The sequence below is a fragment of the Sulfitobacter sp. M22 genome (assembly GCF_021736025.1).
Lineage (GTDB): Bacteria > Pseudomonadota > Alphaproteobacteria > Rhodobacterales > Rhodobacteraceae > Sulfitobacter > Sulfitobacter litoralis.
This window is the reverse complement of sequence record NZ_WMEC01000001.1, coordinates 2,547,357-2,571,389: the sequence shown is the minus strand read 5'-3', so window position 1 is coordinate 2,571,389 and position 24,033 is coordinate 2,547,357. Positions and strand designations below refer to the sequence as shown.

Here is a 24,033-nt window from a genome sequence, read left to right as displayed (position 1 = left end):
CTCAGGTCGCAACCCTGAGCGTGATGTTGATCCTTCCGCCCTTGGGCAGCAATGTCGATGACCCCGCACGGATGCGGTCGATCCCGTGATAGTTCAGGCGCGCCTCGCCCCCCATGACAACGACATCCCCTGATTGCAGCCAAAGGCTATCCGTCTTGCCGCCGCGTTTTTGCCCGCCAACGCGCAGCAATCCTTCGTCCCCGAGCGAGATTGACACGACCGGCCAGCGAAAATCGGTCTCGTTCCGGTCCTGATGCAGCCCCATTTTCGCGTCCGACGCATAGTAGTTGATCAGGCAAGAATCCGGCTGACGCTCTAATCCGGTCAGGTCATTCCAGATCGTAAGGACATCCGAGGGGATCGCCGGCCAGGGCGAGCCATTTGGATGGACCTCGGCATAGCGATAGCCCTGCGCGTCTGACAGCCAACCATAATCGCCCGCAGACGTCATACGCACCGACATCTGCTGCCCCCCCGGCATGACGGGCCGAAAGAACGGTGCCTGCTTTACCACCCCGCGCACAGTATCCAGCAACGTGCGTTGTGCTGACAGCGTAAGGTGGGATTTATGAATTTCGAAGCCGCGTAACCGCAATATCGTCATCTAAACGCCCTTCTTGCCTGCTTTGGCGAAAAATCCACGCAGAATCCGCGTTTCCTTTCTCATGCAACGGTTGCAGGGTCCATATCTGCTCCTTATATACGCCGAGAACCGCTGAAGGCATCCGGCCTTTGGTGAAAAAGATCGGGGCAAGGGTGCCACAACGGGCCTGCGCTTCGTGTCATCGCCTTGAGTAAATGAGGGATCAAACATGGCCAAAGTTATTGGTATCGACCTAGGAACGACAAACAGCTGTATCGCCATCATGGACGGCAGCCAGCCTCGCGTTGTTGAAAACGCGGAAGGTGCACGCACCACGCCATCCATTGTCGCCTTTACAGACGACGAACGTCTGGTTGGCCAGCCTGCCAAACGGCAAGCGGTTACCAACCCGGACAACACAATTTTCGGCGTTAAGCGCCTGATCGGCCGTCGCAATGACGACGCAGATCTGGCCAAGGACAAAAAGAACCTGCCCTTCACCGTGATCGACGGCGGGAACGGCGACGCTTGGGTAAAAGCCAAGGGCGAGAAATACTCCCCTTCGCAAATCTCTGCGTTCATCCTTGGCAAAATGAAGGAAACGGCTGAATCCTACCTGGGCGAAGAAGTTACCCAGGCAGTTATCACTGTTCCTGCTTACTTTAACGACGCTCAGCGTCAGGCTACAAAAGACGCGGGCAAGATTGCCGGTCTGGAAGTGCTGCGGATCATCAACGAACCGACAGCGGCCGCGCTGGCCTATGGTCTGGACAAGAAAGAAACGCAAACCATCGCGGTCTATGACCTTGGCGGCGGTACATTCGACGTGACCATTCTCGAAATTGACGATGGTCTTTTCGAAGTCAAATCCACCAACGGTGATACATTCCTGGGTGGTGAAGATTTTGACATGCGCATCGTGAACTACCTTGCGGATGAGTTCAAAAAGACCAACGGCGTTGATCTGACCCAAGACAAGATGGCGCTTCAGCGTCTGAAAGAAGCGGCCGAGAAGGCCAAGATCGAACTGTCGAGCGCAAGCCAGACAGAGATCAACCAGCCATTCATCTCGATGGGCAAAGACGGCTCGCCGTTGCACATGGTGATGAAGCTGACCCGCTCCAAGCTGGAGCAGCTGGTGGGTGACCTGATCAAAGCGTCGATGAAACCCTGTGCTGCTGCGTTGAAAGATGCCGGTGTATCCGCATCCGAAATCGACGAAGTCGTTCTGGTCGGCGGTATGACCCGTATGCCACGCGTGATCGAAGAAGTGTCCAAGTTCTTTGGCAAAGAGCCGCACAAGGGTGTGAACCCTGACGAGGTTGTTGCCTTGGGTGCCGCCATTCAGGCGGGTGTTCTGCAAGGCGACGTGAAAGATGTTGTTCTGCTGGACGTTACACCATTGTCCTTGGGCATCGAAACGCTGGGTGGCGTGTTCACCCGTCTGATCGACCGCAACACCACGATCCCGACCAAAAAGTCGCAGGTCTTCTCGACCGCTGAGGACAACCAAAGCGCCGTGACCATCCGCGTCTTCCAAGGGGAACGTGAAATGGCTGCGGACAATAAGATCCTTGGCGCGTTCAATCTGGAAAGCATTCCTCCCGCACCGCGCGGTATGCCCCAGATCGAAGTGACCTTTGACATCGATGCAAACGGTATTGTTGCCGTTGGCGCGCTGGATAAAGGCACGGGCAAAGAGCAGAAGATTACGATCCAGGCTTCTGGTGGTCTGTCCGATGCGGACATCGACAAAATGGTGAAAGACGCCGAGGAAAATGCCGACGCTGACAAAGAGCGCCGCGCATTGATCGAAGCGAAGAACCAGGCTGAATCGCTGATCCACTCGACCGAAAAGTCGCTGGAAGAGCACGGTGACAAGGTTGACCCGACCACCGTCGAAGCGATCGAATTGGCTATTGCTGCGCTGAACGATGAACTGGCGACCGACAATGTTGATAAGATCAACAACGGCATCCAGAACGTCACCGAGGCAGCGATGAAACTGGGCGAAGCCATCTATAAGGCGGCTCAGGACGAAAACGAAGACGTTGCTCCGGCTGCTGACGCCTCCGGTGGTGACGACGATATCGTCGATGCCGACTTCGAAGATCTGGACGATAACAAGCGCGCGTAAGCACGCCCACGGAACCACTGATGGGGCCGGTCCGCTTGCCGGGCCGGCCCATCACGTTCCAGCGTAGGAGTTAATTCATGGCCAAACGTGATTACTACGAGACGCTCGGCGTTGCTAAAGGTGCCTCTGCCGACGAGATCAAAAAAGGCTACCGCACCAAAGCCAAGGAATTGCACCCCGACCGCAATGCCGACAACCCCAACGCCGAAGCCCAGTTCAAAGAAGCGAACGAAGCTTACGAAGTCCTGAAAGACCCCGAAAAGAAAGCCGCCTATGACCGCTATGGTCACGCAGCTTTCGAAGGGGGCATGGGCGGTGGCGGCCAACGACCCGGCGGGTTCGGTGGTGGTGGCGGTCAGGGCGACTTTTCCTCGGCGTTTTCTGATGTGTTTGACGACCTATTTGGCGACTTTATGGGCGGCCAACGGGGTGGTGGCGGACGGCGTGCCGCACGCGGTGCCGATCTGCGCTACAACCTTGGGATCACACTCGAAGATGCGTACCGGGGCATGCAAAAGTCGATCAATGTGCCCACCTCGGTGGCCTGTGATTCCTGTAGCGGCTCCGGGTCAGAGGGCGGCGCAGAGCCGACAACCTGTCCCACTTGCTCTGGCATGGGTAAAGTCCGCGCGCAGCAAGGTTTCTTCACCGTCGAACGCACCTGCCCCACCTGTTCGGGCATGGGCCAGATCGTCAAGAACCCGTGTAAATCCTGCCGTGGCGCTGGCCGCGTTGAAAAAGACCGCGCACTGTCTGTGAACATCCCTGCGGGCGTTGAAACCGGCACGCGCATCCGTCTGGCCGGCGAAGGCGAAGCGGGTATGCGAGGCGGTCCAACGGGTGATTTGTACATCTTTATCGAGGTGCAGGAACACAAGCTGTTTGAACGCGATGGGCCAAACCTGTTCTGCCGCGTTCCCGTGTCGATGAGCACAGCCGCCCTTGGCGGCAGCATCGAAGTGCCGACGATCGACGGTGGCCGTGGGCGCGTGCAAATTCCGGCGGGCAGCCAGTCTGGTCGCCAGATGCGTCTGCGTGGCAAGGGTATGCCCCCGCTGCGTGGGGGTGGCACGGGCGATATGATCATCGAACTGGCGGTCGAGACGCCGGTGAACCTGACCAGCCGCCAAAAGGAATTGTTGCAGGAATTCGAAAAAGAATCCTCTAACAACAACCCTGAAAGCAGCAGCTTCTTTTCGTCGGTGAAATCCTTCTGGGATTCGATGAAGGGCTGATTGGCCGACATTGAAGACATCGGGCGGGGCGCAGGCTCCGCCCTTTTTTGTTCCCCCTCTGCCCGCATTAACGTGATGAAAACTTCTTTGGCCACATTCTGGGCCTATGGGACGCAACAACGCTCATTTCTCTGACCCGCGCCTACCCTTTCTGGGGGATGAGGCTGTGGCGGTGCCTGCACCCTCGGGCAAACAACCGTCTTACATCGCGGATCACCGGCAACGGCTGCGCGCGCGCTTTATGCAGGGCGGTGCTGCGGCCATCCCCGACTACGAGCTGCTTGAACTGGTCCTGTTCCGCGCCATCCCCCGCCGTGACGTGAAACCGCTGGCCCGAACGCTGATGGACCGTTTCGGCGACTTCAACCGTGTGATCACCGCCTCAGAGCCACGGCTACGGGACGTTTCGGGTGTGGGCGACGCGGTCATCGTCGAACTCAAGATAATAGAGGCAGCGGCCCACCGCATGGCGCGTTCGAGGCTCCTGCGCCAACATGTGTTGTCGAGCTGGGACGCGCTGCTGGATTATTGCCACACCACCATGGCGCACCGAGAAACCGAACAGTTCCGCGTGATCTACCTTGATCGCAAGAACGTCGTGATCGGCGACGAGGAACAAGGCAAAGGCACCGTAGATCACGTGCCTGTCTACCCCCGCGAGGTTGCAAAACGCGCGCTAGAGCTGAATGCAAGCGCGCTTATTCTGGTGCACAACCACCCGTCGGGCGACCCGACGCCATCACAGGCCGACATCGACATGACACAGCAGATTTTTGCGGCCTGCAGCACATTGGGGCTAACGTTGCACGACCATCTAATTATCGGCAAATCCCGCGAGCTAAGCTTTCGCAGCGCCGGATATTTGTGATTGCAAAGCAGCCCTGTGCGCCAGCGCCGGTACAGGGCCGATGCTAGCGAACCCAGACCTCTACACGGCGGTTGGCCTGCCGACCCCACGCCGTATCATCGCAGGCCATCGGCATCGCTTCGCCAAAGGCATCAAGATCCAGCGTGACCCGTTCAAGATTGGCGGTGACCGCGGCGGCGATGACAGCTTGGCGCACCGCCTCGGCACGGCGCAGCGCGATGTCACGGTTGGCAAAAGACGCACCCTGCCCGTCGCTGAAACCCGCAAACAACAGACGGCGGGCATCGTATTGACCGACCTCTAGCGCCCGCGCGAGCTGCTGCACGTTTGATCGCGACTGTGCATCCAGCCGCACCGACCCGGCCTCGAACCTAAAAGAGGTCGACAACCGCGCCATGGGTTTCAGCGTCGCGTTCATCCGCTGCAATTCATCAAGCGTGATCTCGGGCCCGGCGACCGCGATCGCGTTGGTAAAGCGGTTGCCCTGTTCCTCTATCGGGATTTCCTCGGGTGCTTGATCGACAAATCCTGCACGCCGGATCACGATTTGGGCAGCAGGGCTGCGGGTGAATGCCAGAAATTCGCGGGCCACCTGCGGCAAACGTCGGGCCGGGAAATACAGAAACATCGGCGCGGTCAGCGGGTAGTCTTCGGTCTTAATGGTCCGGCGCGATGCGTCCAGCGCAAAGCCGCAGCTGCCCGACAGCGTCAACACCTCAGTATCGCGCTGTTCGGCATAGCTCGTGATGCCAAGCGCAAAACTGTCTTTAGCGACGGCTTCGGCCAGATCGGCGGGTCGGGCGTGTCGCGTGATCGTGTCCGTAAACGTAAGCGTTGCGGGGCGCATGACCTGATCACTGATCGCCTGTGCTAACCCGCTGCTGTCGTCGGGCAAATGCAGGTCAATCGGCGCGTCCGGCCCGCCAAGTGCTTGCCAGTTCGTCACCTTGCCGGCGAACGCCCGCGCCAGCATCAGCGGCGATATCTGCTTTACCGGATTCGACGCCGACACCACAGGGACTGCCGCATCCAATGACAGCACGCGGCTGCGGTTCAGGCCCGTCATGTCGCCCATTCCCGCTTCACGGGCACGGACCCGTTCCTCGGTACGCATCTCACGCAGGGACATCACAATGTCTGCTTCATCCGCCAACAGATCGGCAAAGCCTTCGTCGCTGTTGCTGGCCCGAAACATAAACAGAGCAACGGTCTGGCCGCTTTTCTCGTCGACCAGACGATAGGTGAAACGGTTGCCCTCTTCGTCCTCGCGGGTGGCTTGATAGCCATTGCGCTGCGCGAACCCGTCGATCAGGGCCGGCATCAGTATCTCGCCCATTGTGGCAGACCCCGAAAGCTGCAGTTCTGCGATGAAATGATCCAGATTGGGGCAACCGGGCCCCTCGCATTGCACGCCGGTGCTGTCGATCGTCAGCTCGCCGTATTCGGTTTCGACGCGATAAAATTCGCCATCAAAGCCCAGCAGTGTGCCGCTCAATTCGATCTTGCCGTCGCGGGACGAAAGCGCGATGTCCTGCGCCCATATCGTTTGCGCCGCCGAACATAAGAAAAGTGCGGCGAAAACCGCCGCACGTATAATCGTGATCATAAGGCCCCAAGCGTTGCGTTAGTGTCCCGCAACCTTCATGTCTTGGAGCAGATTATTCAACACAAGAAAGCTGCCTACGGCATCACAATCCGGCACTGCAACGCTCAAGTCCTGGGTTTTGATCTTTGCATCCCCAAGAAGTTCGATGGACTGCGCTTCGATTTCCTGACCACAATTCGCCTTGATCACCTCGGCTTCGACCGTCAGTGCCACGCGTGCGTCCTGACCTTCGGTTAGCACGGGGAAAGTATAGACCTCCGCGATCAGGGGCTCAGCCGCGCTGAGGTCGCCGTTCAACGTCATGAATCCGCCCTCTCCGGTGATGGCAGATGCTACGCTGCGCGGCGTGCCTGCCCAGACATGGCCGGCACTGTCATAGTCAGCCCCGAATTCACGTGCGTGCATCTGAAAACCAGTGTCACCTTTCCATTGCAGAACCACCCGGTCGAACTCTGCCAGATCGTCGATCTTGGCCTCTGCAATCGCCCCGTCGCCATTGCCAAACGCAATGACGAAAGTCGCGTCTTGCGAAAGAGCGGGAACAGTGATGTCGAGGGTGCCCTTTTCCGAAGACGTTTGCGTAAAGATCATCCCATTGTGGTGTACGGTAATCCGTTCATTGGGCATGCACGGGGCAGCCAGCGTCAGGTTCACCATAGCACCCGCCACAGGGCGCGCATTGGCACTGATATCGCAGGTTTGTGTCTCAGCGGTCGGAGACTGGGGCGCTTCCGCCGAAATTGGGGCGGAAACTGGGCGCGCAATGGGTTCATCCGCGCTCGCCGCGGCCAACATGACGGGGGCCGAATCAGGCAGCGCTAGCGTCGGCTCCAGCGGCGCAGCGCTAAACTCGGCCGAGGTCAACACGATGTCTTCAACCTCAAGTACAGCGTTCTCGCTGCTGAGGCGACGTAGCTCTTGTTCTTTCACCGCCGCCTCAGACCCATAGCGGGCTGTCGCAGCGTCGGTATTTTGCATCACGTAGCCGATGCCCAAGGCGCAGGCGAGCGTGCCAGCAGCTGTCGCGATCTTATTCATACGTGCCATCTGATGGTCCTCACTGGGAATAACTTCCCAATGAATATCGCGCATCACAGCGGCCCTGTTATGACCCTTGAGGGGAAAGATTTGGGCGGTTTTGAGGCACGCCCAAGCCCTGATTAACTATCGTAATAGCCCTTGCCGTAGCTGCCATAGGCACCGTATTCGCCACCGTAGCCGTAGCGCTTCATGCCCTTTTCATCGATCTGGCTTAGCACCAGCCCAGTGATCCGCTGGTTCGAATTGTGGAAGAACCGCATAGCTTCTTCGACAAGTCCCTTGTTCGTGCTATCCCATTTAACCGAAAACAGGATCGCGTCGGCGTTTTGGGAAATGATACGTGCGTCAGGAACAACCAGAACGGGCGGCGTATCGATGATAATGAAATCATACTGGTCGCGCATCTCGGAGATAAAGGCTTTGAACCGGTCAGAGGAGAAAATATCCGCCGCATTCACATTGGTCTTTTCCCCACCCAGAACATCCGCGCCGAAACCGTCCGGCCGATGGATCGCATCTGCAAATTTCACATCGCCGTTGAGCACCGACGCGATGCCGTTACGCGGCATGTCGGGGAAATACTCGTTCAGAGTACGACGGCGGATATCGCCTTCGACCAGCAGGACTGATTTTCCGAGTCCTGACAGGAATTTAGCAAGCGACAGCGAAACTGTGGTCTTACCTTCACCGGGGATCGATGACGTGGAGACGATAACCTGAGGCTTCTTATCGAGGTTCGATAGCATCAATGATGTACGCAGGTTGCGGATCGCTTCTGCGGCGGCAGATGTGGGTTTATCCTCAAGATACTTGAGCGTGTTTTTCCGGTCACGCGCAGGGATCAAAGGGATCTGCCCGATTACAGTGTAGCCGGTGTGATGCTCCAGCTCAGTCGCGGTGCGGAAGGTGCGGGTTCTGAATTCGCGAAGCAGCACCAAGCCAGAACCAACCATCGCGCCCAGGATCATTGCCAACGCAATGATCTGCGATTTCTTGGGCGCGCTTGGCGCATCAGGGACCACTGAATTCGACAGCATGCGGCTGTCGGCCTTTTGGATCCCCTCTTGGGCGGAGGTTTCTTTCAGGCGGGTCAGGAAATATTCATAGAGCAGCCGGGTTGCTTCGGACTCGCGGGTCAACTGTTGTAGCGCGATCAGGTCCTGACCCTGCGACGCCAATTGTGCGGCAAGCTCGCTTTCCGAGGTACGCAGCGCTTCAAGCTGCTGGCTGCTGCGCGCAAGATCAGACCGGACCCGGTTCACCACTGTCTCGAACCGTAGATCGAATGCCGTCTGGTTGGTGTCTGACGAAAGACCGTTACTAAAAATACGCGTCAGCGCGGCGTCTTGTGCGGCATCACGCTTTTCTGCGGGTGTCTGCGCGGCTTCCAGATTGGCGAGCCGTGTTTCCAGCGCTTGGCGTGAGAGTGCGGCACCGTCAATACGGTCGCGCAATTCCTTGATTTGACGCTCCAGCGCTTGCAGCCCTTCGATGGAGACAAGCTGCGTGCGCGCTGTAAAGTCAGAGACCTTTTTCTCCGCGTTCTCAAGTTCGATCTGAAGCTCGGATACCCGGTTGCTCAGCCATTCTGTGGCTTTCTCTGTCGCCTCGAATTTCACTTCGATCTGGTTCAGGATGTACAGCTCGACAATTGTGTTTGCAATCAGGGCTGATTTTACTGCTGATTCTGTTTCGGCAGTAACGTTGAAAACCAGGCTTTGGCGAATGTTGGAAACCGAAACCTTGTTCAGCAAAGCCTGCACGACGGAGTCGCGAATTTTAGTTTTTTGAAGTTCGGGGTCCAGCTCTTCTGTAGGGGTGCGTGATGTCAAAACCCCGCGCAAGCCCGAGATCATACCGCCGATCATCGACGGCTCGCGTAGTTTACCGTTAAACTCCGGATCATCGATCAGGTTCAGACGGTCGACAACCTTTCCGGCCAGCCCGCGCGAGCGCAAGACTTCGACCTCGGTGTTAACCTCAGTTGAATCGCCGGAAAACCCGCCCACGACGGCTTGCAGGTCGACGATGCTGTCTTCCTTGGTGTCCAACACCACCACCGCCGTTGACCGGTAGGTCGGGACCGCGACGCCGTAGGCGTAATACCCGGCCAAAAGCATAAAAATCAGCGTGACCGCAGCGATGATCAATTTGCCCCGCCATAATGTACCAATCAGCGCGCCAAGGTCGATGGTATCGTCATCTTCGTCCCTAGGCGCGGAAAAGTTCGATTGGCTTTGGTTCATCATATGCATGTCGTCCGTTGGTCATTGCCGGAAATGGCTAAAAAGAAGGGTCGAGGCAAAGCGCTTTCGTAATCACAGATATGCGGGTTGGTGACCATGGAGAGAGGATCTGCCTGTCCTGCGATTGCGCCCCAAGGGGTGTTGGCGGCTTTGCTAAATCCTTATGAGAAAAATTCAATCAAAAGTCGTATAAAATTTGCTACATCTTGGGAAATGATCCCGTAGAAACATCATTTAAGGCCATTCTTCGCGATATAGCTGGCCAAATCAAGGATCAGTTGCCCGCGCGCCTTAGCGATGGCCGCGGGGCCGCCCTTGGGGTCGAATGCGACGGACAGATCAAATAACCCCGATTTTTCACGCCCACCGGTAAGGACGGCGACGAAGTATTGGCCGGAAGCGCGGAACTGGCCTGCTTCGGTCGCCAGCAATTCGCTGAATCGCAGCTCAAGGCGGGCGTCGGGGTAGGCTTCGAAGGGCCATGGCTCTGACGCGATACGGCGGCTTGTGAGGCGCGACAGGTTCTCGCTTAACTCCAAAGCTACGGCGCGTTCAGGCGCGTCGGCCCACAGTTCGTCCGAAGAGCTGACCAAAGCACCATTGGACGCACGCATATGGATCTCATCGGCAGCGGCATAGCTGGGCAGTGATACGTCACGTACCTCAACCGCGTTGAATTGGATACCGACACGCTCTGTGACAGGCGGCATCTCGACGGCATAGCGATCGGCAGATCCGCAGGCTGCCAAGATTGCCACCAGACCAAGGCTTGCGATACTTTTTACTACGTTCATATTTTACCGTCCCAGCAACAATGAATTGGGGTTACGTTCGATGGTGCGCGCCAAAGATGCAAGCGCATCGGCCGCTTTTTGGATGTCCCGCATGGTTTCCTGTGCGGTGCGGCTGATCTCGTCGCCCTTGTTATACCCTTCGATCGTCCGCTCTGCTTGCGTAAAGACGGACGTTAGGCGAGTCACGATCTGTGGCAAATCCTTCGCGGAAACGGCAATGTTATCCGCCGCATTGCGCGCCGAGGCCAAGGTACGGTTCACGTTCTCGACCGCTCCGCCCTCGCGGAGCTCGCGCAGGGTGTAGTTCAGCTCGTCCAACGCATCCTTGAGCGAACCGGGCAGCGCAACGGCGTCTGGTGTGCCAATAACCTGATCGGCGGACCGTGTCAGCGCTGTCAGTTCGTCGACCAGCTGTTGCAATTCAAGCTCGCTTGCGTTGGCGGCGACAGTCTTCATTTCTTCGATCAACTCGGGCACGCCCTCGGTCGAGGTGGTGAAGGAATCGGCAGCTTCCGAGACAGAGTCCACAGCGGCCAGCAGACGTGCTGCCATCTGCTCTTCCTCGAGCGTGGCGACAAGCGTTTCGACACGCGAAAGAGTGGCATTCAGCGAGACGGGAATATTCTGCACCGATTCAGACGAGACCAGCCCCGTGACCTCGTTGATCAACGTGCGGACATCACGGGGGGTCTGTTGCAGTTCATCGCTGCCGACAAAAGCTTGCAGCGAATTCATCAGACCGATGGCGCTGTTCAGCAGCTCTTCGATCGGCAGGTTGTTGATACGGCTAAACACACCTTCGACCGTGGCTGCGGCATCAGATGTTTCGTTCTTGGTCGTGGGCATCACGGGGAAGTTGTCGCCCGCAGGGACAAGCCGCGCGGTCGGAGCGTTGTCGACGACCACCAGTTCCACTTTCAGACCGCCCGTCAGCAGGCTTGCAGATGCAAGTCTTGCCCGAAGCCCATTCACGACACGGTCTTGCAAGAAGGCAAACGCACTTTCGGCAGTCACATCCCCCGGCAATCCAAGGCGCGCCGGCTGGATTGCCAGCGTTGCGTTCAACCGCACACGACTGTCGCCGAACTGATCAAAATCCACGATCCCAGACAGCGTATCGACTTCGCCGATGTTCAGCCCGCTCAACTCTACGGTGGCACCGACGGCGAGGCCCGAAACGTTGTCGTCGAAAATAACGTTAAGCATCAAAGGTTCGACATCCGTGGCGTTGAACACTGCACTGCGCGCGTCCTCCTTGGTGGGGAAGATATCGAAAACAGTGCCATCCTGCACGCGGTCGCCACCAGAGACGAAAGTGTCAAAGGTAATCCCCCCGCCGATCAACGTCGCAATCGATTCAAAATCGACTTCGGCGCCGCCAGGCCCAAAGGACAGGCTGAACCCCGAGGTATCCCAGAAACGAGTGCTACTGTTGATCAGGTTGCGGTGCTCTTCGTAGATCAGCGCCTCTACGATGGCGAAATTGCCCCTTGGCGCGATTGCCGCCTTACCGATACGACCGACCTCAATCCCGCGATAAAGAATGGGGGCGTCATCCGTCAGCGTTCCATTCCCCACGGTGCGAAACGCGATCTGCAAACCGGATTGGCCCGCGCGGATCAAGGGCGGCGCATCCGACCCGACGAAGCGTTCGGCAAATTCGCCTATTTCATCGTTCCAGCTGCCCTCGATGTAGACGCCGCTTAGCACGGTGCCCAAGCCGGTGATGCCCTGCGCGGATACTTGGGGCTGCACGATCCAGAACGACGCGCTGGCGTCGATGAAGGGACCGACGTTCTTGTCGACACGGATTGTCGCGACAACCTTGCCCAAGCCGGTGGTAAAACCAACTTCCTCGACGCGGCCCACGGTCACGTCGCGATAGCGCAGTTCGGTCTCGCCCGCTTTGATCCCTGCCCCTTTATCGAACTCAACATAGATCACAGGACCGCGGGAATTGTAGCTGCTGATCGCCACACCCAATGCCGCAACCAGCGCCAAAATCGGAATGATCCAGACGATGGACGCGCCGCTTAAAAACAGCTTGCGCGCGGATTTAACCTTAACCTCGGGTGGCGTGTCAGACATGTTGATTGGGATCCCCATCGGAAGCGTTCGTGTCCCAGATCAGTCTGGAGTCGAATGCTTGTGCAGATAGCATGGTAAAGATGACCGACAAGGCGAAGAACATGCTCGCAGGGCCGGGATTGATTGTCGCCAATGTCTTGAGTTGCACCAGCGACGAAAGGATCGCAACCACAAAGATATCGATCATCGACCAGCGGCCGATATACTCTACGATTTCATACATCACATGGCGCGACCGCTGCGCTTCGGCATTGGGTCTTTTGACGCTGACCGCCAGAAAGGCGATGGCCCAGAACTTGGCCAGCGGGATTGCGACCGACGCTAGCAGGATGATGAACGCAATGCCATAGGCCCCGTGATGTGCCAGTTCGACCGCACCGCCGACGATGGTGCTTTCGTCCACCTGAAACAGCGTGCGCGTCTTGAGCATCGGGTAGGCATTGGCCGGAATGTAGCACAGCAGCCCCATGACCCAGAACGCCCAAACCCGCTGCATACTACCAAAGTCGCGCGACAGCATCTTGTGGCCGCAACGTTGGCAAACCGGCGTACCGATGGGCCAGGCACGCGTACACCGTGTGCAGGCAACCAGACCCATTTCGCGGGCACTTAGGATTTTTTGGGATTTTCCAGCGAATTCCATACAGACCATTTACACATGAATTTGTCCTGCGCCACAATCAGAACAACCAAACCACAGAACATCCAAAATGCTGGCCCAAACCCCACAGTTGCTAGGTCGGCGATCTTGACCAGCGCCACCGCACAGCCAAGCGCAAAGATTTCGGCCATCGACCAAGGCTGCAACGCCTGCGACAGCCGAAAAGCCTGCATGGCGTGACGCGCAGGTGGCAGGTCCAGTACAACGGGCACCAGCACATAGAGCGTCAGCATCACCCGCGCCAAGGGCACCAGCATGATCAGGGCAGCCGTCGCCAGTGAAAGCAACAGCAGCGGCCCGGTCGAGAACGCCAGAGCAGCATCCATCACCGAGACAGAGTTTTTGTTCCCTGCCGCATCGATATTCAAAAACGGAAAGAACGTCGCGCCAAGGATCAGGACAAAAGTTGCGAAGGCGATGGCGATGATTTTCAGCCCCGCCTGCTTGCGCGGCTCGATCAGCACCGTGTGGCAGCGTTCGCACACTGCTTTTTCGCCGATGCTGGGGATTTTCAGCTGATACACAGCATCGCACTGGGGGCAGACGATTATCTGCTCCAGATCAGGGGGGGAGGTGTGATCGTCCGTGTCTTTCATCCCGCTGGTATAGTGGAGATCATGACCCGTGTGTATCGGTTTCTAGACACGAAATGGTCATCCCTGACGCAGGCAAGAGCCCGCCAGTGCTGCTTTCCGTTCAGGAACATTCGCTATTCCGCGACGTTGTGTCGGTGAAGATAGCGAACACGAAAGGAGCTTTCTAATGACACAGATCACAGACGCGAAAATTCTGATCCTATCCACCAATGGTTTTGAGCAATCCGAACTGGAACGCCCGTTGAATGACCTCAAGGCCAACGGGGCAACAGTCCATGTCGCGACCCCCGATGGAAACGATATCAAAGGGTGGGACAAGGACGACTGGGGCAACACCATTGCCGCTGACAAAGCACTGTCAGATGTCACCGTCGACGACTATGACGCGATTGTGCTGCCCGGCGGCCAGATCAACCCCGATCTGCTGCGCGCCAACAAGGACGCCGTAGCCCTGATTAAAAGCTTTGCCGACGCGGGCAAGACCGTGGCCGCGATCTGCCACGCCCCTTGGCTGTTGATCGAAGCAGGCATCATCAAGGGCCGCGCAGCAACCTCCTATGCCTCTATTGCGACAGACGTGAAAAACGCCGGTGCGCATTACGAGGACAGCGAAGTTGTTGTGGATCAGGGCATCATCACCAGCCGCTCTCCCGAGGATTTGGAAGCGTTTATCGCCAAGATCGTCGAGGAAGTGGAAGAAGGTGAACACAACCGCAAAGCCGCATAAATCCGGTGTAGCGGAGGACGAAGGCGGGGCAGATGTCCCGCCTTTTTTCATGCGTGCCCGCGGTCTACGTTACCGTGACGGGCATCAGCACATTGCGTGACCCTTCCTCGAACGCATCCAGTTTTTGATGCCAGACGGTTCCGGGCCAACGGTGCTCCATCTCGCGTTTACGGGGGCGATAGACGGCGGTGTAAAGCGTGCCAAAGCCTGCGTTAAACTGGTGCGAATAAAGCGGCGGCTTGAGGAACGTGCTGATGAACTTTTCTTCCGGATCACGGTGAAACCGCAGCCGTTGCAGCAGGTATCTCTCACGCTCGACCGTCGCGGTGAACCGTGCGTGGCTGATCCATTCGACGTTTTCCTGATGGTTCGTCGCCACGGCCGCCTTGGTGATGATCGCCGGACGATCCGGCGCCATCAGCGCGGTCAGATACTTGCGTTTGCGGTCCAGCACGGTGACGTTATAGCTCATGTGGGTCGGCACACGCGCCAGAATTTCGCCCGCTTGCTCGGCAGTCTCGCAGGTTTGCAGCACATAGCGCAGGATCAGCGGCACGCCAAAGCCCACGCCCACCACACGCCGGCCACCAAACGTCAGCGAAATCGACAAACCCGCATCATTCACCCCATCGACCAACCCGAACAGCCCGTCAGATGTGCCCATCACGCGACGACCATTCCAGCCGGTGCGCAAAACCAGACTGTCGAACGCGTTGGTATTATAGTCATAGTTGCGCACCATGACAGGTTCCTTGCCACCCCATACCGCCTGACTGCACCCCGATAGATAGGGCGGCGGGCAATAGAAGCTCAGGAACCTTGCTGCCAGATCACCGCCGCCCGCCTGGTCGCACAGGTCTTCGTACAGCGGGATGAGGTCGGGCATATGAGTTTTAAGTGCACGACGGCATTCGGCATAGGTCGGGCGCGCGGGTTCACCTTCCTTCAGCCACCATTTACGGTAGAAAGGCCAATATTCGGCGAAAAGCCCGGCCCATTTCGGGCCGGGCAATTCTTCTGAAATGGCACGCCACAGCATATGCTGCCCTTTCGGTGCTTAAAGGATCTTGAACGCCGGATCAGACATCGCTGGCCCCGCCTCTGCGACGGGCAACGGACGACCATTCACCGATTGTTTGATCCCGTGAATCCACTTTTTCGCGCGCTCATTCAACTGGAAAGACTTGGTCATCGACCGCCCACGGGTCACAAGGATGCCAATGTCGGCCCCTTCATAGCGGTAATCACCCGGCTGCAAGATGCGCAGGAAGAACGCCTCGTTCTCGGATTCCACGGCACGACGGTGATAGTCAAAGCGGTCAAACACCACACTGCCGTCTTCCTTCATCTTGTAGATACCAGTCTCTGGCGCTTCGGTGCAGATATCGACGCTGTCGTCCGTGTGTTTGATCACCATCTGGCTCCAGCCATCGATGTTCTGCGGGTCAGCCCAGCGGTTGTTCAGCTCTTCGACATCCAGATTGAACTTCTTCTTGCTGAATTCCAGCAGGTGGAACAGAAACAGCGGCGCATCGGCATGGGCAAAGGCGGCGTGGTTCGTCATCGACGACGCGCCTGTGATGCGCGGGTTCAGCTCGCCCAACCAGATGTCTCCGGTCTTTTTGTCGATCAGGAAATCCAGTTCGAAATAGCCACGATAGCCTTCTTTGCGCAGCTGTTCCCCGAATTTATAAGTCAGCTCGCGCGCTTTCTGGCGGACCTTGGGTGGAAAGGCCGTCGACAGGATTTCGTTGCCACACCAGCCCCCGCGATAGGGCGTCAGGTCCTTAAAGCCAACGAGCTCGGTCATCAGCGGGCCCACGATCGTGCCTTCCTTGGTGGCACATGCCTCGATGGCCGAGCCGCGACAGTCGATGCGCTTCATGATCTTGATCTCGCCCTCGCCGACGATCTCGGATTCATGACGGCGGAAGTCTGCTTCGGACTTGATAAAGAACGTCGTGTGGCCACTATCGCCAAAGGCGGATTGGAGCACCAGATCGTGCCCGATCCCGGCCTTCTCGCAGGTCTTTTTGAGGTCTTCGTAATCTTTGACCTCGGCCAGCACGTTCGGCACCGACGGCACACCGGCCTTGTTGCCGATCCGGACGGTTTCGATCTTGTTGTCCATCTTTTGACGCAGCTTGGCCTTGGGGAACCAGACATCCGCCCCCAGCTCTTTCGACAGGCGTTCGGTTTCCTCGTCAAACATCAGGAACACGAACTTGGGCTTGCCACCGCGCCGCTTGATGAAGTCGATAACCTCTTTGTGCTGCAGCAGATAATTGTTGATGTCTTCGATGCTCTGGAATTCCGCATGGGGCTGTTCCGAGGGGCAGAACACGTTCGGGTGCTTGCCGCCGTAGCAGTCAATATAGCAGATGTATTTGAAGTTTTTCACCCACTCATCGAGACCCAGAAGGTTAAAGTTCGTGGCCGAGATAAAGTACACAGGGTCTTCGTTACGGTGAAAGAACCGGCGAATTTCCGAGATATTCTTAAGAACAGTCGTTGTCATGATATTTTGGTCCTTTGCTCAATCTTAGTCAGGTGAAGACGACAGGTTTTTCTTGCGCACCCGTTTCAGCGCCGCATCCGTAAAGACGCGCAGCCCCAGATCGGGGCGGTAACCGTGGATTTCGCTGACGTCCAAATTCCGCATGAACGACAGGATTTCCTGGCTTACCACCTGTCCGGGGACAAGGATGGGAAAGCCGGGGGGATAGGGGATGATAAAGCTGGCAGACACGACCGTCTGGTTGGCGTCCATCGCATCCTTTAGCGAGCCGTTCAGTTCAAGGTAATCGGTGTTCTTTTCGTCATAAGCGAGGAAGAACGCCGTGCGAATATCACCTTCTGAGGTCACATTGTCGTTTCGGAACGCCTCGTGGAAGCGGCTAAAGTCCGGCAGCGGCGGATAGTTCTCCATCAGGTTGGCAACGCGGTTGTCGAAGGACCGCCGTTCCATCTTGCTGGCGTCATCCAGACGGTCGTCCAACGATCTGGCGATCTCGACCAGCACCTCGATCAGATAGGCGACGCTGGACCGCGTGGTGCCGATGTTGGTCATGAACAAAACGGTATTGCGCGAGGTCTTGTTGATCTGGATGCCGTATTTGTCCATCAGGATATCGGTCTTGAACGTGTCACCGTCCCAGCCTGTACCACCGACCAGCAGCGTCACACGGCTGGCATCCAAGACAAACTGGTCCTTCTCCCAGCAGTCCCACATATCGGTCCAGCCCTGTTGCTGATCGTAATAGCTGGTCACCCCGCTTTCGCGATATTCTTGTGGGATCATGTCGCCCGCGGTCAGCACCTTAAAGTATTTGTTCAGCAGCGGATGGTCGGCAATCGCGCGGCGCATCGACAAGGCGGCCTCGATCTGGCGCTGCACGAATTCATAGCCTTCAAGCTCGACCTGACGCCGCCCCACATCAAGCGAGGCAATGATCTGGTAGTTCGGCGAGGTCGAGGTATGGGTCATATAGGCTTCGTGGAAGCTCTGCTCCACCTCGCCCTTAAAGTCCTGATCGTTCACGTGAATCATCGACCCCTGCCGTAGGGATGTCAGCGTTTTATGGGTCGATTGCGTCGTATAGACCCGCACCCGCGCATTGGGCGCGGGGATCAGCCGCGTATTCAGCAACGTCTCGTCGTCCGCGTCTTTCAGCTCTGCCTGCTGCTTTTCATAGGCGGCGCGATGATCGTCCGACTTGAACCGCACACGCAGCGTATTGGCGGCGTTCATGCCGGTGCGCTGGCGGTAGGTCGGGTTAAAGCGGGCAAAGGCAAACCACGCCTCGTCCCACAGGAAGATCAGGTCGGGCTTGATCGCCAGACACTCCTCCATCACCCGCTCGACGTTATAGACCAGCCCGTCGAACGTGCAGTTGGTCAGCAGCAACATGCGCACCTGATCCAGTTTGCCCGCCGCCTTGAGCGCCAGCAACTGGTGCTTGATCTCACGCAGCGGCACGGCACCATACATGGAGTATTCGTTCAGCGGATAGCTATCGAGGTAACACACCTGCGCGCCTGCCAGCACCATCCCGTAGTGGTGGGATTTATGGCAGTCGCGGTCCACCAGCACGATGTCACCGGGCCGGACCAGCGCCTGTACGACGATCTTGTTGCAGGTCGATGTCCCGTTGGTGGCAAAGAAGGTCTGCTTGGATCCGAAAGCGCGGCTTGCCAGTTCCTGCGCCTCTTTGATCGGCCCATGGGGTTCCAGCAAGCTGTCCAGCCCGCCGGACGTGGCAGAGGTTTCCGCGAGGAAGATGTTCGGCCCGTAAAACGCGCCCATATCCTGAATCCAATGCGACCGCGTTATCGACTTGCCGCGGCTGATCGGCATCGCGTGAAAGACACCCGTGGGCTGTTTGGAATATTCGACAAGTGCGGTGAAGAACGGCGATTTGTTTCGCGCCTGCACTCCGCGCAGAATGTTCAGGTGCAGCTCCATAAAGTCTTCTTGGTTGTAAAAGACCCGACGGCAGATCCCCAGATCCAGTCCGGCAATATCCTCGACCGACCGTTCGGTCACCAGATAGGCGTCGAGCTCGGGGCGGACCTTGGCGATCATCCGGCACAGTTCGGGGCCATAGTTTTCGGGTTGGAGCTTGTCGATCTCCTCCTGCCCGCCGGCGCGCGCGAGATACCGAGCCAGAATAGTCTCGTCCATTTTGGATTTGAGCGTCAGACCCGGGCGCACAACGATGGCTTGGATATTGTGGTTGAACAGCACCGCGATCAGCGCGTCTTCGATGGATTTGACCACCACCGCCTCATAGTGGAACGGGTCTTCGGGGCGGCGCATCCGGCTGACGTTGGATTTCAGCCAACGTTCCTGCTGGTCATTCACGTCATCGACGATCAACACCTCGAAATACGGCTTGGTCAGCGCCCGCGCTTCGGGGGACAGCATGGCCTCGTCGTCATGTTCGTCATGATCGATGCTGTCGCGTTCCAGCGGGATGGTGCGACGGCGATAGGCCCCCGTTGTCAGCGCCCGCGTTATGCGGTTTACCGCAAAGGACATATCGTCAACGCTGTTGTTGTTCAGCATCCGCTGCAGGTGTTCGAACGCCGCCATGCCGGGAAAGGCCCAATAGGGTTCGATCAGCGCCAGGGATTCAAACAGCGTTACGCATTTGGCGCGCAGGGTGTCGGTTTCTTTCGCTGTGGTAGCGCGGGTGAGCCCGCTTGCTGCTTCACGCAGCGCGCTCCATCGGTCGGACCGCAACTGAATTGCCGACGAATAATCGTTCATAGAATGCATCAATCGTACTCCGCTTTGGGCGGTCGACTGCTGCATCCCGATGTCCGGCACTTTTAAAAAGTGCCGGACCTGAGTGCCGCAGCCTAGCCGCTAGATGTCGGCCCGCTGCCCGGCAGATCACCGTGCTTTGCGGGTGGATTTGGTGTCGCTGCAGCCGGAGCCACAGGTGGTGCGACAGAGGCCTCGATATTGGCGGTCCCTGCCGTTGGATTTGGCAGCGGTTCGGGGGCAAAGCCCGGTTGAACCGCTGGTGTCGTTGTTTCATGCCCTTTGAATACGGGCGCGTCCGGTACCCGTTGTGCGGGCACATCAACGTGCAGGCCGGCGCGGGTCCCCTGATGGGGCACCTCAAGCGGGCCAAGCGTGTTCAGATAGGCGTCCGTCCCGCTGGAGCGATCATAGATCGAGAAATCGGTAGACCGGTCGCGGAAGGATTTAAGCACCTGCCCCAGGCCCTTCATGCCGGTTTCGCGCTGACGACGCACCATCGACAGGTCGACTTCGATCGGGAACATGTCTTCCTGACCCGCGGACTGGTGCAGCACCATCGACGTGGGATCAACGACCAGCGATTTACCGACGCCGCCCGCGCCCAGACCGTTGACAGCAAAGACATAACACTGGAACTGCGCCGCGGTCGCACGGGCAATCGCCAGCTCTGCATCGCGGTCAGTGGTGCCGGTCAGGACCGGTGTCAGCAACACTTCAACGCCTTGGCTGGTCAGTTGGCGGGTGGTTTCGGGGAACCACATATCATAGCAAATTGACAACCCGAAACGCCCGACCTCTGGCACGTCAAAGACGCAGAATTCAGTGCCCGCCGCGATGCCGGATTCATAAGGCCGGAACGGAAACATTTTGGCGTAACGGCGGATGATCTCGCCCTCGGGGTTGATCACCACGGCGGTGTTGTACACGCGCCCGTCCTCGGGATTTTTTAGGAACATGGAGCCGGGGATCAGCCAGACACGGTGTTTGCGTGCAGCAGCCTGAAACACCTCAAGCGTTTCATTTTCGGGGGGTAGTGCAAACTGGTCAAGCGGGCCAAAAGGCGCCAGCTCGGAAAACAGGACCATCTGGGTCCATGGAAAACGCGCCATCAGGATGTCCAGTCGCTGGATCATGCCATCAACGTTGGACTCCAGCGCGTTGACGTACATCTGTACGCCTGCAATCGCAAAAGGTGTCATAACTTGTCACTCCGTCCAAATGGGCGGAAGGGGCCGGAAATACTCCGCCCATACGCCCAAGGTGACGTGTCCATACCCCCATTGTTGGGAATATTAAACACGTGACGTGATGATGACCCCACCGGCATTTGCATGGCCTCTATGCGTAACCTGCACAAACTAATTTTCTACACCACCGCTTCTTTGCGCGCCGCACGCGCTGTGCGACCCCGTTGCAGCACGACCACGAGGGCCAGCAGTAACAGCGCGGGGATGAACATCCAATATTTACTTGGGGTTGCGACGGGTTTCAGGACACGCAGCACCTCTTGATCCCAGTCCAGACCGGCAGCTTGCGCGGCAGACCCATAGAGCACATCGTCGATGAACATCTTATCGTCCTCGACACGGGTGATCACGCCCGCTGCCTCCAGCCGTTCCTCGCCGGCGGTGCCTTCGCTGATTGGCAACAGCGCCACAAACTCAATCGGATCGCCCAAATCATTAATACCAGCCACCCGCAGACGCAGGTCTTCGCCCATCGGAGTATCGGCGGCGGCCTGCACGATCGCGGCCGGTGCCTCTTCGGTATAGGGCGGAAAGACCATATCCATCCAGAAACCGGGCCGGAACAGGGTAAAGGCTATCAGCAGCAGGGCAATCGTCTCGTAGAAACGGTTGCGGGCCATGAACCAGCCTTGGGTCGCTGCCGCGAACAGCAGCATCGCAAAGGTCGCGACAATGAAGACAAAAATGCCCTGCACCACCGTTACATCAATCAACAGAAGTTCGGTGTTGAAGATGAACAGGAATGGCAGCGCCGCCGTCCGCAAGCTGTAAAAGAACGCGACAACACCGGTCTTGATCGGATCGCCACCGGACACGGCCGCGGCGGCGAAGCTCGCCAATCCAACCGGAGGCGTCACGTCAGCCATGATACCGAAGTAAAACACAAAGAGATGCACAGCGATCAGCGGCACGATCAAGCCGTTCTGCTGGCCCAGCGTCACGATGACAGGCGCAAGCAGGGCCGATACAACGATATAGTTCGCCGTTGTGGGCAACCCCATCCCAAGGATCAGCGACAGGATCGCGGTCAGGAACAGGATCGCAAGGATATTACCGCCCGAAAGCACCTCGACCACATCCGCCAGCGCCGATCCAACCCCGGTCTGGCTTACGACACCTACGATAACGCCGGCGGTCGCTGTGGCGATACCGATGCCGATCATGTTGCGCGCACCGACGACCAACCCATCGATCAAATCACGGATACCCGCGACCACATCATTCGCGAACTGGCTTTCACCACGGAACAACGCCATCAGCGGGCGCTGTGTCACGAGGATAAAGACCATATAGGTCGTGGCCCAAAAGGCCGACAGTCCCGGCGACAGGCGATCCACCATCAAGGCCCAGACCAGCACGACGATCGGCAGGATAAAGTGCAGGCCCGACCGCACCGTTGGACCGGGCAAGGGCAAACGTGTCACCGGCTCGTTCGGATCATCCAGCACCAGCGGCTCTTCTTTCGAGCCGATATACAGCAGACCGGCATAGACCGCCGTTAGCAGCGCAAAGATGATATAGCCCGCAGTGTCGGGGAAGGCCGGGCGCAGCCAACCCATGCCATAATAAACTCCAAAACTCAGCGCGCAAATGCAGGCGATGATAAAGGCAGACACCAGTAGACGTTGCACAATCGGCTTGGGCGTATAGGGGCGTTCAAGCCCGACCATACCGGCCTTAAGCGCTTCGAGGTGCACGATATAGACTAGGGCGATGTAGGATATCACGGCTGGCAAGAAGGCGTGTTTGACGACGTCGAAATAGGGGATGCCCACATATTCAACCATCAAGAAGGCCGCAGCGCCCATCACGGGCGGCATGATCTGCCCGTTGACCGACGATGCCACCTCTACCGCGCCGGCTTTTTCAGAGCTGAAACCCACCTTCTTCATCAACGGAATGGTAAATGTCCCCGTGGTCACCACGTTCGCGATGGAAGACCCCGAAATCAGACCCGTCATCGCAGAGGACACCACGGCAGCCTTTGCCGGCCCGCCCTTCATGTGACCCATCAGGCTGAACGCAACCTGGATGAAATAGTTACCGGCACCGGCCTTATCCAGCAGGGCGCCAAACAGCACAAAGAGAAAGACGAACGAGGTAGAAACCCCAAGCGCGATCCCGAACACGCCTTCGGTGGTGATCCACTGGTGGTTCACGATCTCGGACAAGGAATTGCCTTTGTGCGCGATGATGTCGGGCATCATCTGCCCCAACACGTTATATACAAGGAAAACCGAGGCGACGATCATCAACGCAGGCCCAAGTGCGCGGCGCGTTGCTTCAAGCAGGATCATAATGCCGATCACAAAGACGACCGTATCCTGCATGTTCGGTGCCCCCACGCGGCCCGAGATTTCGCGGTAATAGACAAACAGATATAGGGCCGACGCCGCACCGACCAATGCCAAGGCCCATTCCCACAGCGGGATACGATCCTTGGGCGATCCAAGCACAACAGTTGCGACAATGGCGATGGCGACCAGCGGGATCCACCATGTCGGGGTGCCGTCCTTGGCCGCAACCATAAATAGATAGGCCAGCATCACCGGCACAAGAACGCCAAGTCCTAGCTGCACCTTCGTGCGCGCTGCAGGGAAGGCCGCGATGCCAAGGAAAATGGCAAAAGCCAGATGGATCGAGCGTGCCTCGGTGTCGTTAAAGACGCCCCACCCGAAAATAAAGGGAAGAGGGGATGCGATCCACAGTTGGAACAGCGACCATGCCAGCGCAGTTAGCGCAAGAAAAACACCAACGCTGCCGGTCGCAGACCTGCCGCCCGTATCCGAAGACGCGACAAGTTCGTCGAGGTCACTCTGGCTCAGCCCGGCTTTGCCGGCGGCTTCAGCTTCTACTGCGGCGGCTTGGTGTTGGTCATTTTGTGACATCTTCGTCCCCTTGGTGGCCCCGTATCAGGACAGGTGCACGTTTA

At 57.8% G+C, this 24,033-nt stretch carries 17 protein-coding genes; 4 read left to right on the top strand and 13 right to left on the bottom strand.

The features are described from left to right. Position 1: 1 nt before the first annotated feature. Positions 2-604, bottom strand: a complete 603-nt coding sequence (locus GLP52_RS12625) for an alpha-ketoglutarate-dependent dioxygenase AlkB family protein (RefSeq protein WP_093732111.1) — start codon at positions 602-604, stop codon at positions 2-4. Positions 605-812: 208 nt separating this feature from the next. On the opposite strand from GLP52_RS12625, the gene dnaK reads away from it, so the two are divergent. The 3 genes from dnaK to radC all read left to right on the top strand — a co-directional run bounded on the left by dnaK (position 813) and on the right by radC (position 4,823). Next, on the top strand, positions 813-2,720 hold the full coding sequence (dnaK, locus tag GLP52_RS12620; RefSeq protein ID WP_093732112.1) for a molecular chaperone DnaK: 1,908 nt from the start codon (positions 813-815) through the stop codon (positions 2,718-2,720). Between the two features lie 77 nt (positions 2,721-2,797). Further along, on the top strand, positions 2,798-3,955 hold the full coding sequence (gene dnaJ / locus GLP52_RS12615) for a molecular chaperone DnaJ (RefSeq protein ID WP_093732113.1): 1,158 nt from the start codon (positions 2,798-2,800) through the stop codon (positions 3,953-3,955). A 106-nt stretch (positions 3,956-4,061) separates the two neighbouring features. Beyond that, positions 4,062-4,823: a RadC family protein gene (gene radC / locus GLP52_RS12610; protein WP_093732116.1), complete on the top strand. Its 762-nt coding sequence runs from the start codon at positions 4,062-4,064 to the stop codon at positions 4,821-4,823. A 43-nt stretch (positions 4,824-4,866) separates the two neighbouring features. Here radC and GLP52_RS12605 read toward each other — a convergent pair whose 3' ends face one another. The 7 genes from GLP52_RS12605 to GLP52_RS12575 all read right to left on the bottom strand — a co-directional run bounded on the left by GLP52_RS12605 (position 4,867) and on the right by GLP52_RS12575 (position 13,855). Further along, on the bottom strand, positions 4,867-6,429 hold the full coding sequence (locus GLP52_RS12605; RefSeq protein ID WP_093732117.1) for a substrate-binding domain-containing protein: 1,563 nt from the start codon (positions 6,427-6,429) through the stop codon (positions 4,867-4,869). An 18-nt stretch (positions 6,430-6,447) separates the two neighbouring features. Continuing rightward, positions 6,448-7,476, bottom strand: coding sequence for a hypothetical protein (locus GLP52_RS12600; RefSeq protein ID WP_237272574.1), 1,029 nt, complete (start codon positions 7,474-7,476; stop codon positions 6,448-6,450). Positions 7,477-7,589: 113 nt separating this feature from the next. Next, entirely contained in the window at positions 7,590-9,719 is a 2,130-nt protein-coding gene (locus GLP52_RS12595) for a polysaccharide biosynthesis tyrosine autokinase (protein WP_237272573.1), read from the bottom strand. Between the two features lie 227 nt (positions 9,720-9,946). Continuing rightward, positions 9,947-10,510, bottom strand: a complete 564-nt coding sequence (locus GLP52_RS12590; protein ID WP_237272572.1) for a PqiC family protein — start codon at positions 10,508-10,510, stop codon at positions 9,947-9,949. Positions 10,511-10,513: 3 nt separating this feature from the next. Beyond that, complete coding sequence (locus GLP52_RS12585; RefSeq protein WP_237272571.1) at positions 10,514-12,598, bottom strand: PqiB family protein; 2,085 nt, start codon at positions 12,596-12,598, stop codon at positions 10,514-10,516. Then, entirely contained in the window at positions 12,591-13,196 is a 606-nt protein-coding gene (locus GLP52_RS12580) for a paraquat-inducible protein A (RefSeq protein WP_237272696.1), read from the bottom strand. The genes GLP52_RS12585 and GLP52_RS12580 overlap by 8 nt, the downstream gene beginning before the upstream one ends. A gap of 11 nt (positions 13,197-13,207) precedes the next feature. Further along, on the bottom strand, positions 13,208-13,855 hold the full coding sequence (locus GLP52_RS12575; RefSeq protein WP_237272570.1) for a paraquat-inducible protein A: 648 nt from the start codon (positions 13,853-13,855) through the stop codon (positions 13,208-13,210). A 166-nt stretch (positions 13,856-14,021) separates the two neighbouring features. Here GLP52_RS12575 and GLP52_RS12570 point away from each other — a divergent pair, with 166 nt between their 5' ends. Next, complete coding sequence (locus tag GLP52_RS12570; RefSeq protein WP_237272569.1) at positions 14,022-14,582, top strand: type 1 glutamine amidotransferase domain-containing protein; 561 nt, start codon at positions 14,022-14,024, stop codon at positions 14,580-14,582. 64 nt (positions 14,583-14,646) lie between these two features. Here the strand turns inward: GLP52_RS12570 and GLP52_RS12565 are convergent, their stop codons facing one another. From GLP52_RS12565 to GLP52_RS12545, 5 genes are all read right to left on the bottom strand, one after another. Beyond that, positions 14,647-15,621 carry a C45 family autoproteolytic acyltransferase/hydolase gene (locus GLP52_RS12565; protein ID WP_093732123.1) on the bottom strand — a complete coding sequence of 325 codons (975 nt, stop codon included), beginning with the start codon at positions 15,619-15,621 and terminating at the stop codon, positions 14,647-14,649. Between the two features lie 18 nt (positions 15,622-15,639). After that, entirely contained in the window at positions 15,640-17,100 is a 1,461-nt protein-coding gene (locus GLP52_RS12560) for a biotin carboxylase (RefSeq protein ID WP_093732124.1), read from the bottom strand. 24 nt (positions 17,101-17,124) lie between these two features. Further along, positions 17,125-19,863 carry an aminotransferase class I/II-fold pyridoxal phosphate-dependent enzyme gene (locus GLP52_RS12555; protein WP_093732125.1) on the bottom strand — a complete coding sequence of 913 codons (2,739 nt, stop codon included), beginning with the start codon at positions 19,861-19,863 and terminating at the stop codon, positions 17,125-17,127. An 83-nt stretch (positions 19,864-19,946) separates the two neighbouring features. Continuing rightward, positions 19,947-21,053 (bottom strand): carbon-nitrogen hydrolase family protein, encoded by a 1,107-nt coding sequence (locus tag GLP52_RS12550; RefSeq protein WP_237272568.1) that lies wholly within the window; start codon positions 21,051-21,053, stop codon positions 19,947-19,949. 167 nt (positions 21,054-21,220) lie between these two features. Next, the gene (locus GLP52_RS12545) at positions 21,221-23,989 is read right to left on the bottom strand and encodes a TRAP transporter permease (protein ID WP_237272567.1); all 2,769 of its coding nucleotides are present in this window, start codon (positions 23,987-23,989) and stop codon (positions 21,221-21,223) included. Between the last annotated feature and the right edge of the window lie 44 nt (positions 23,990-24,033).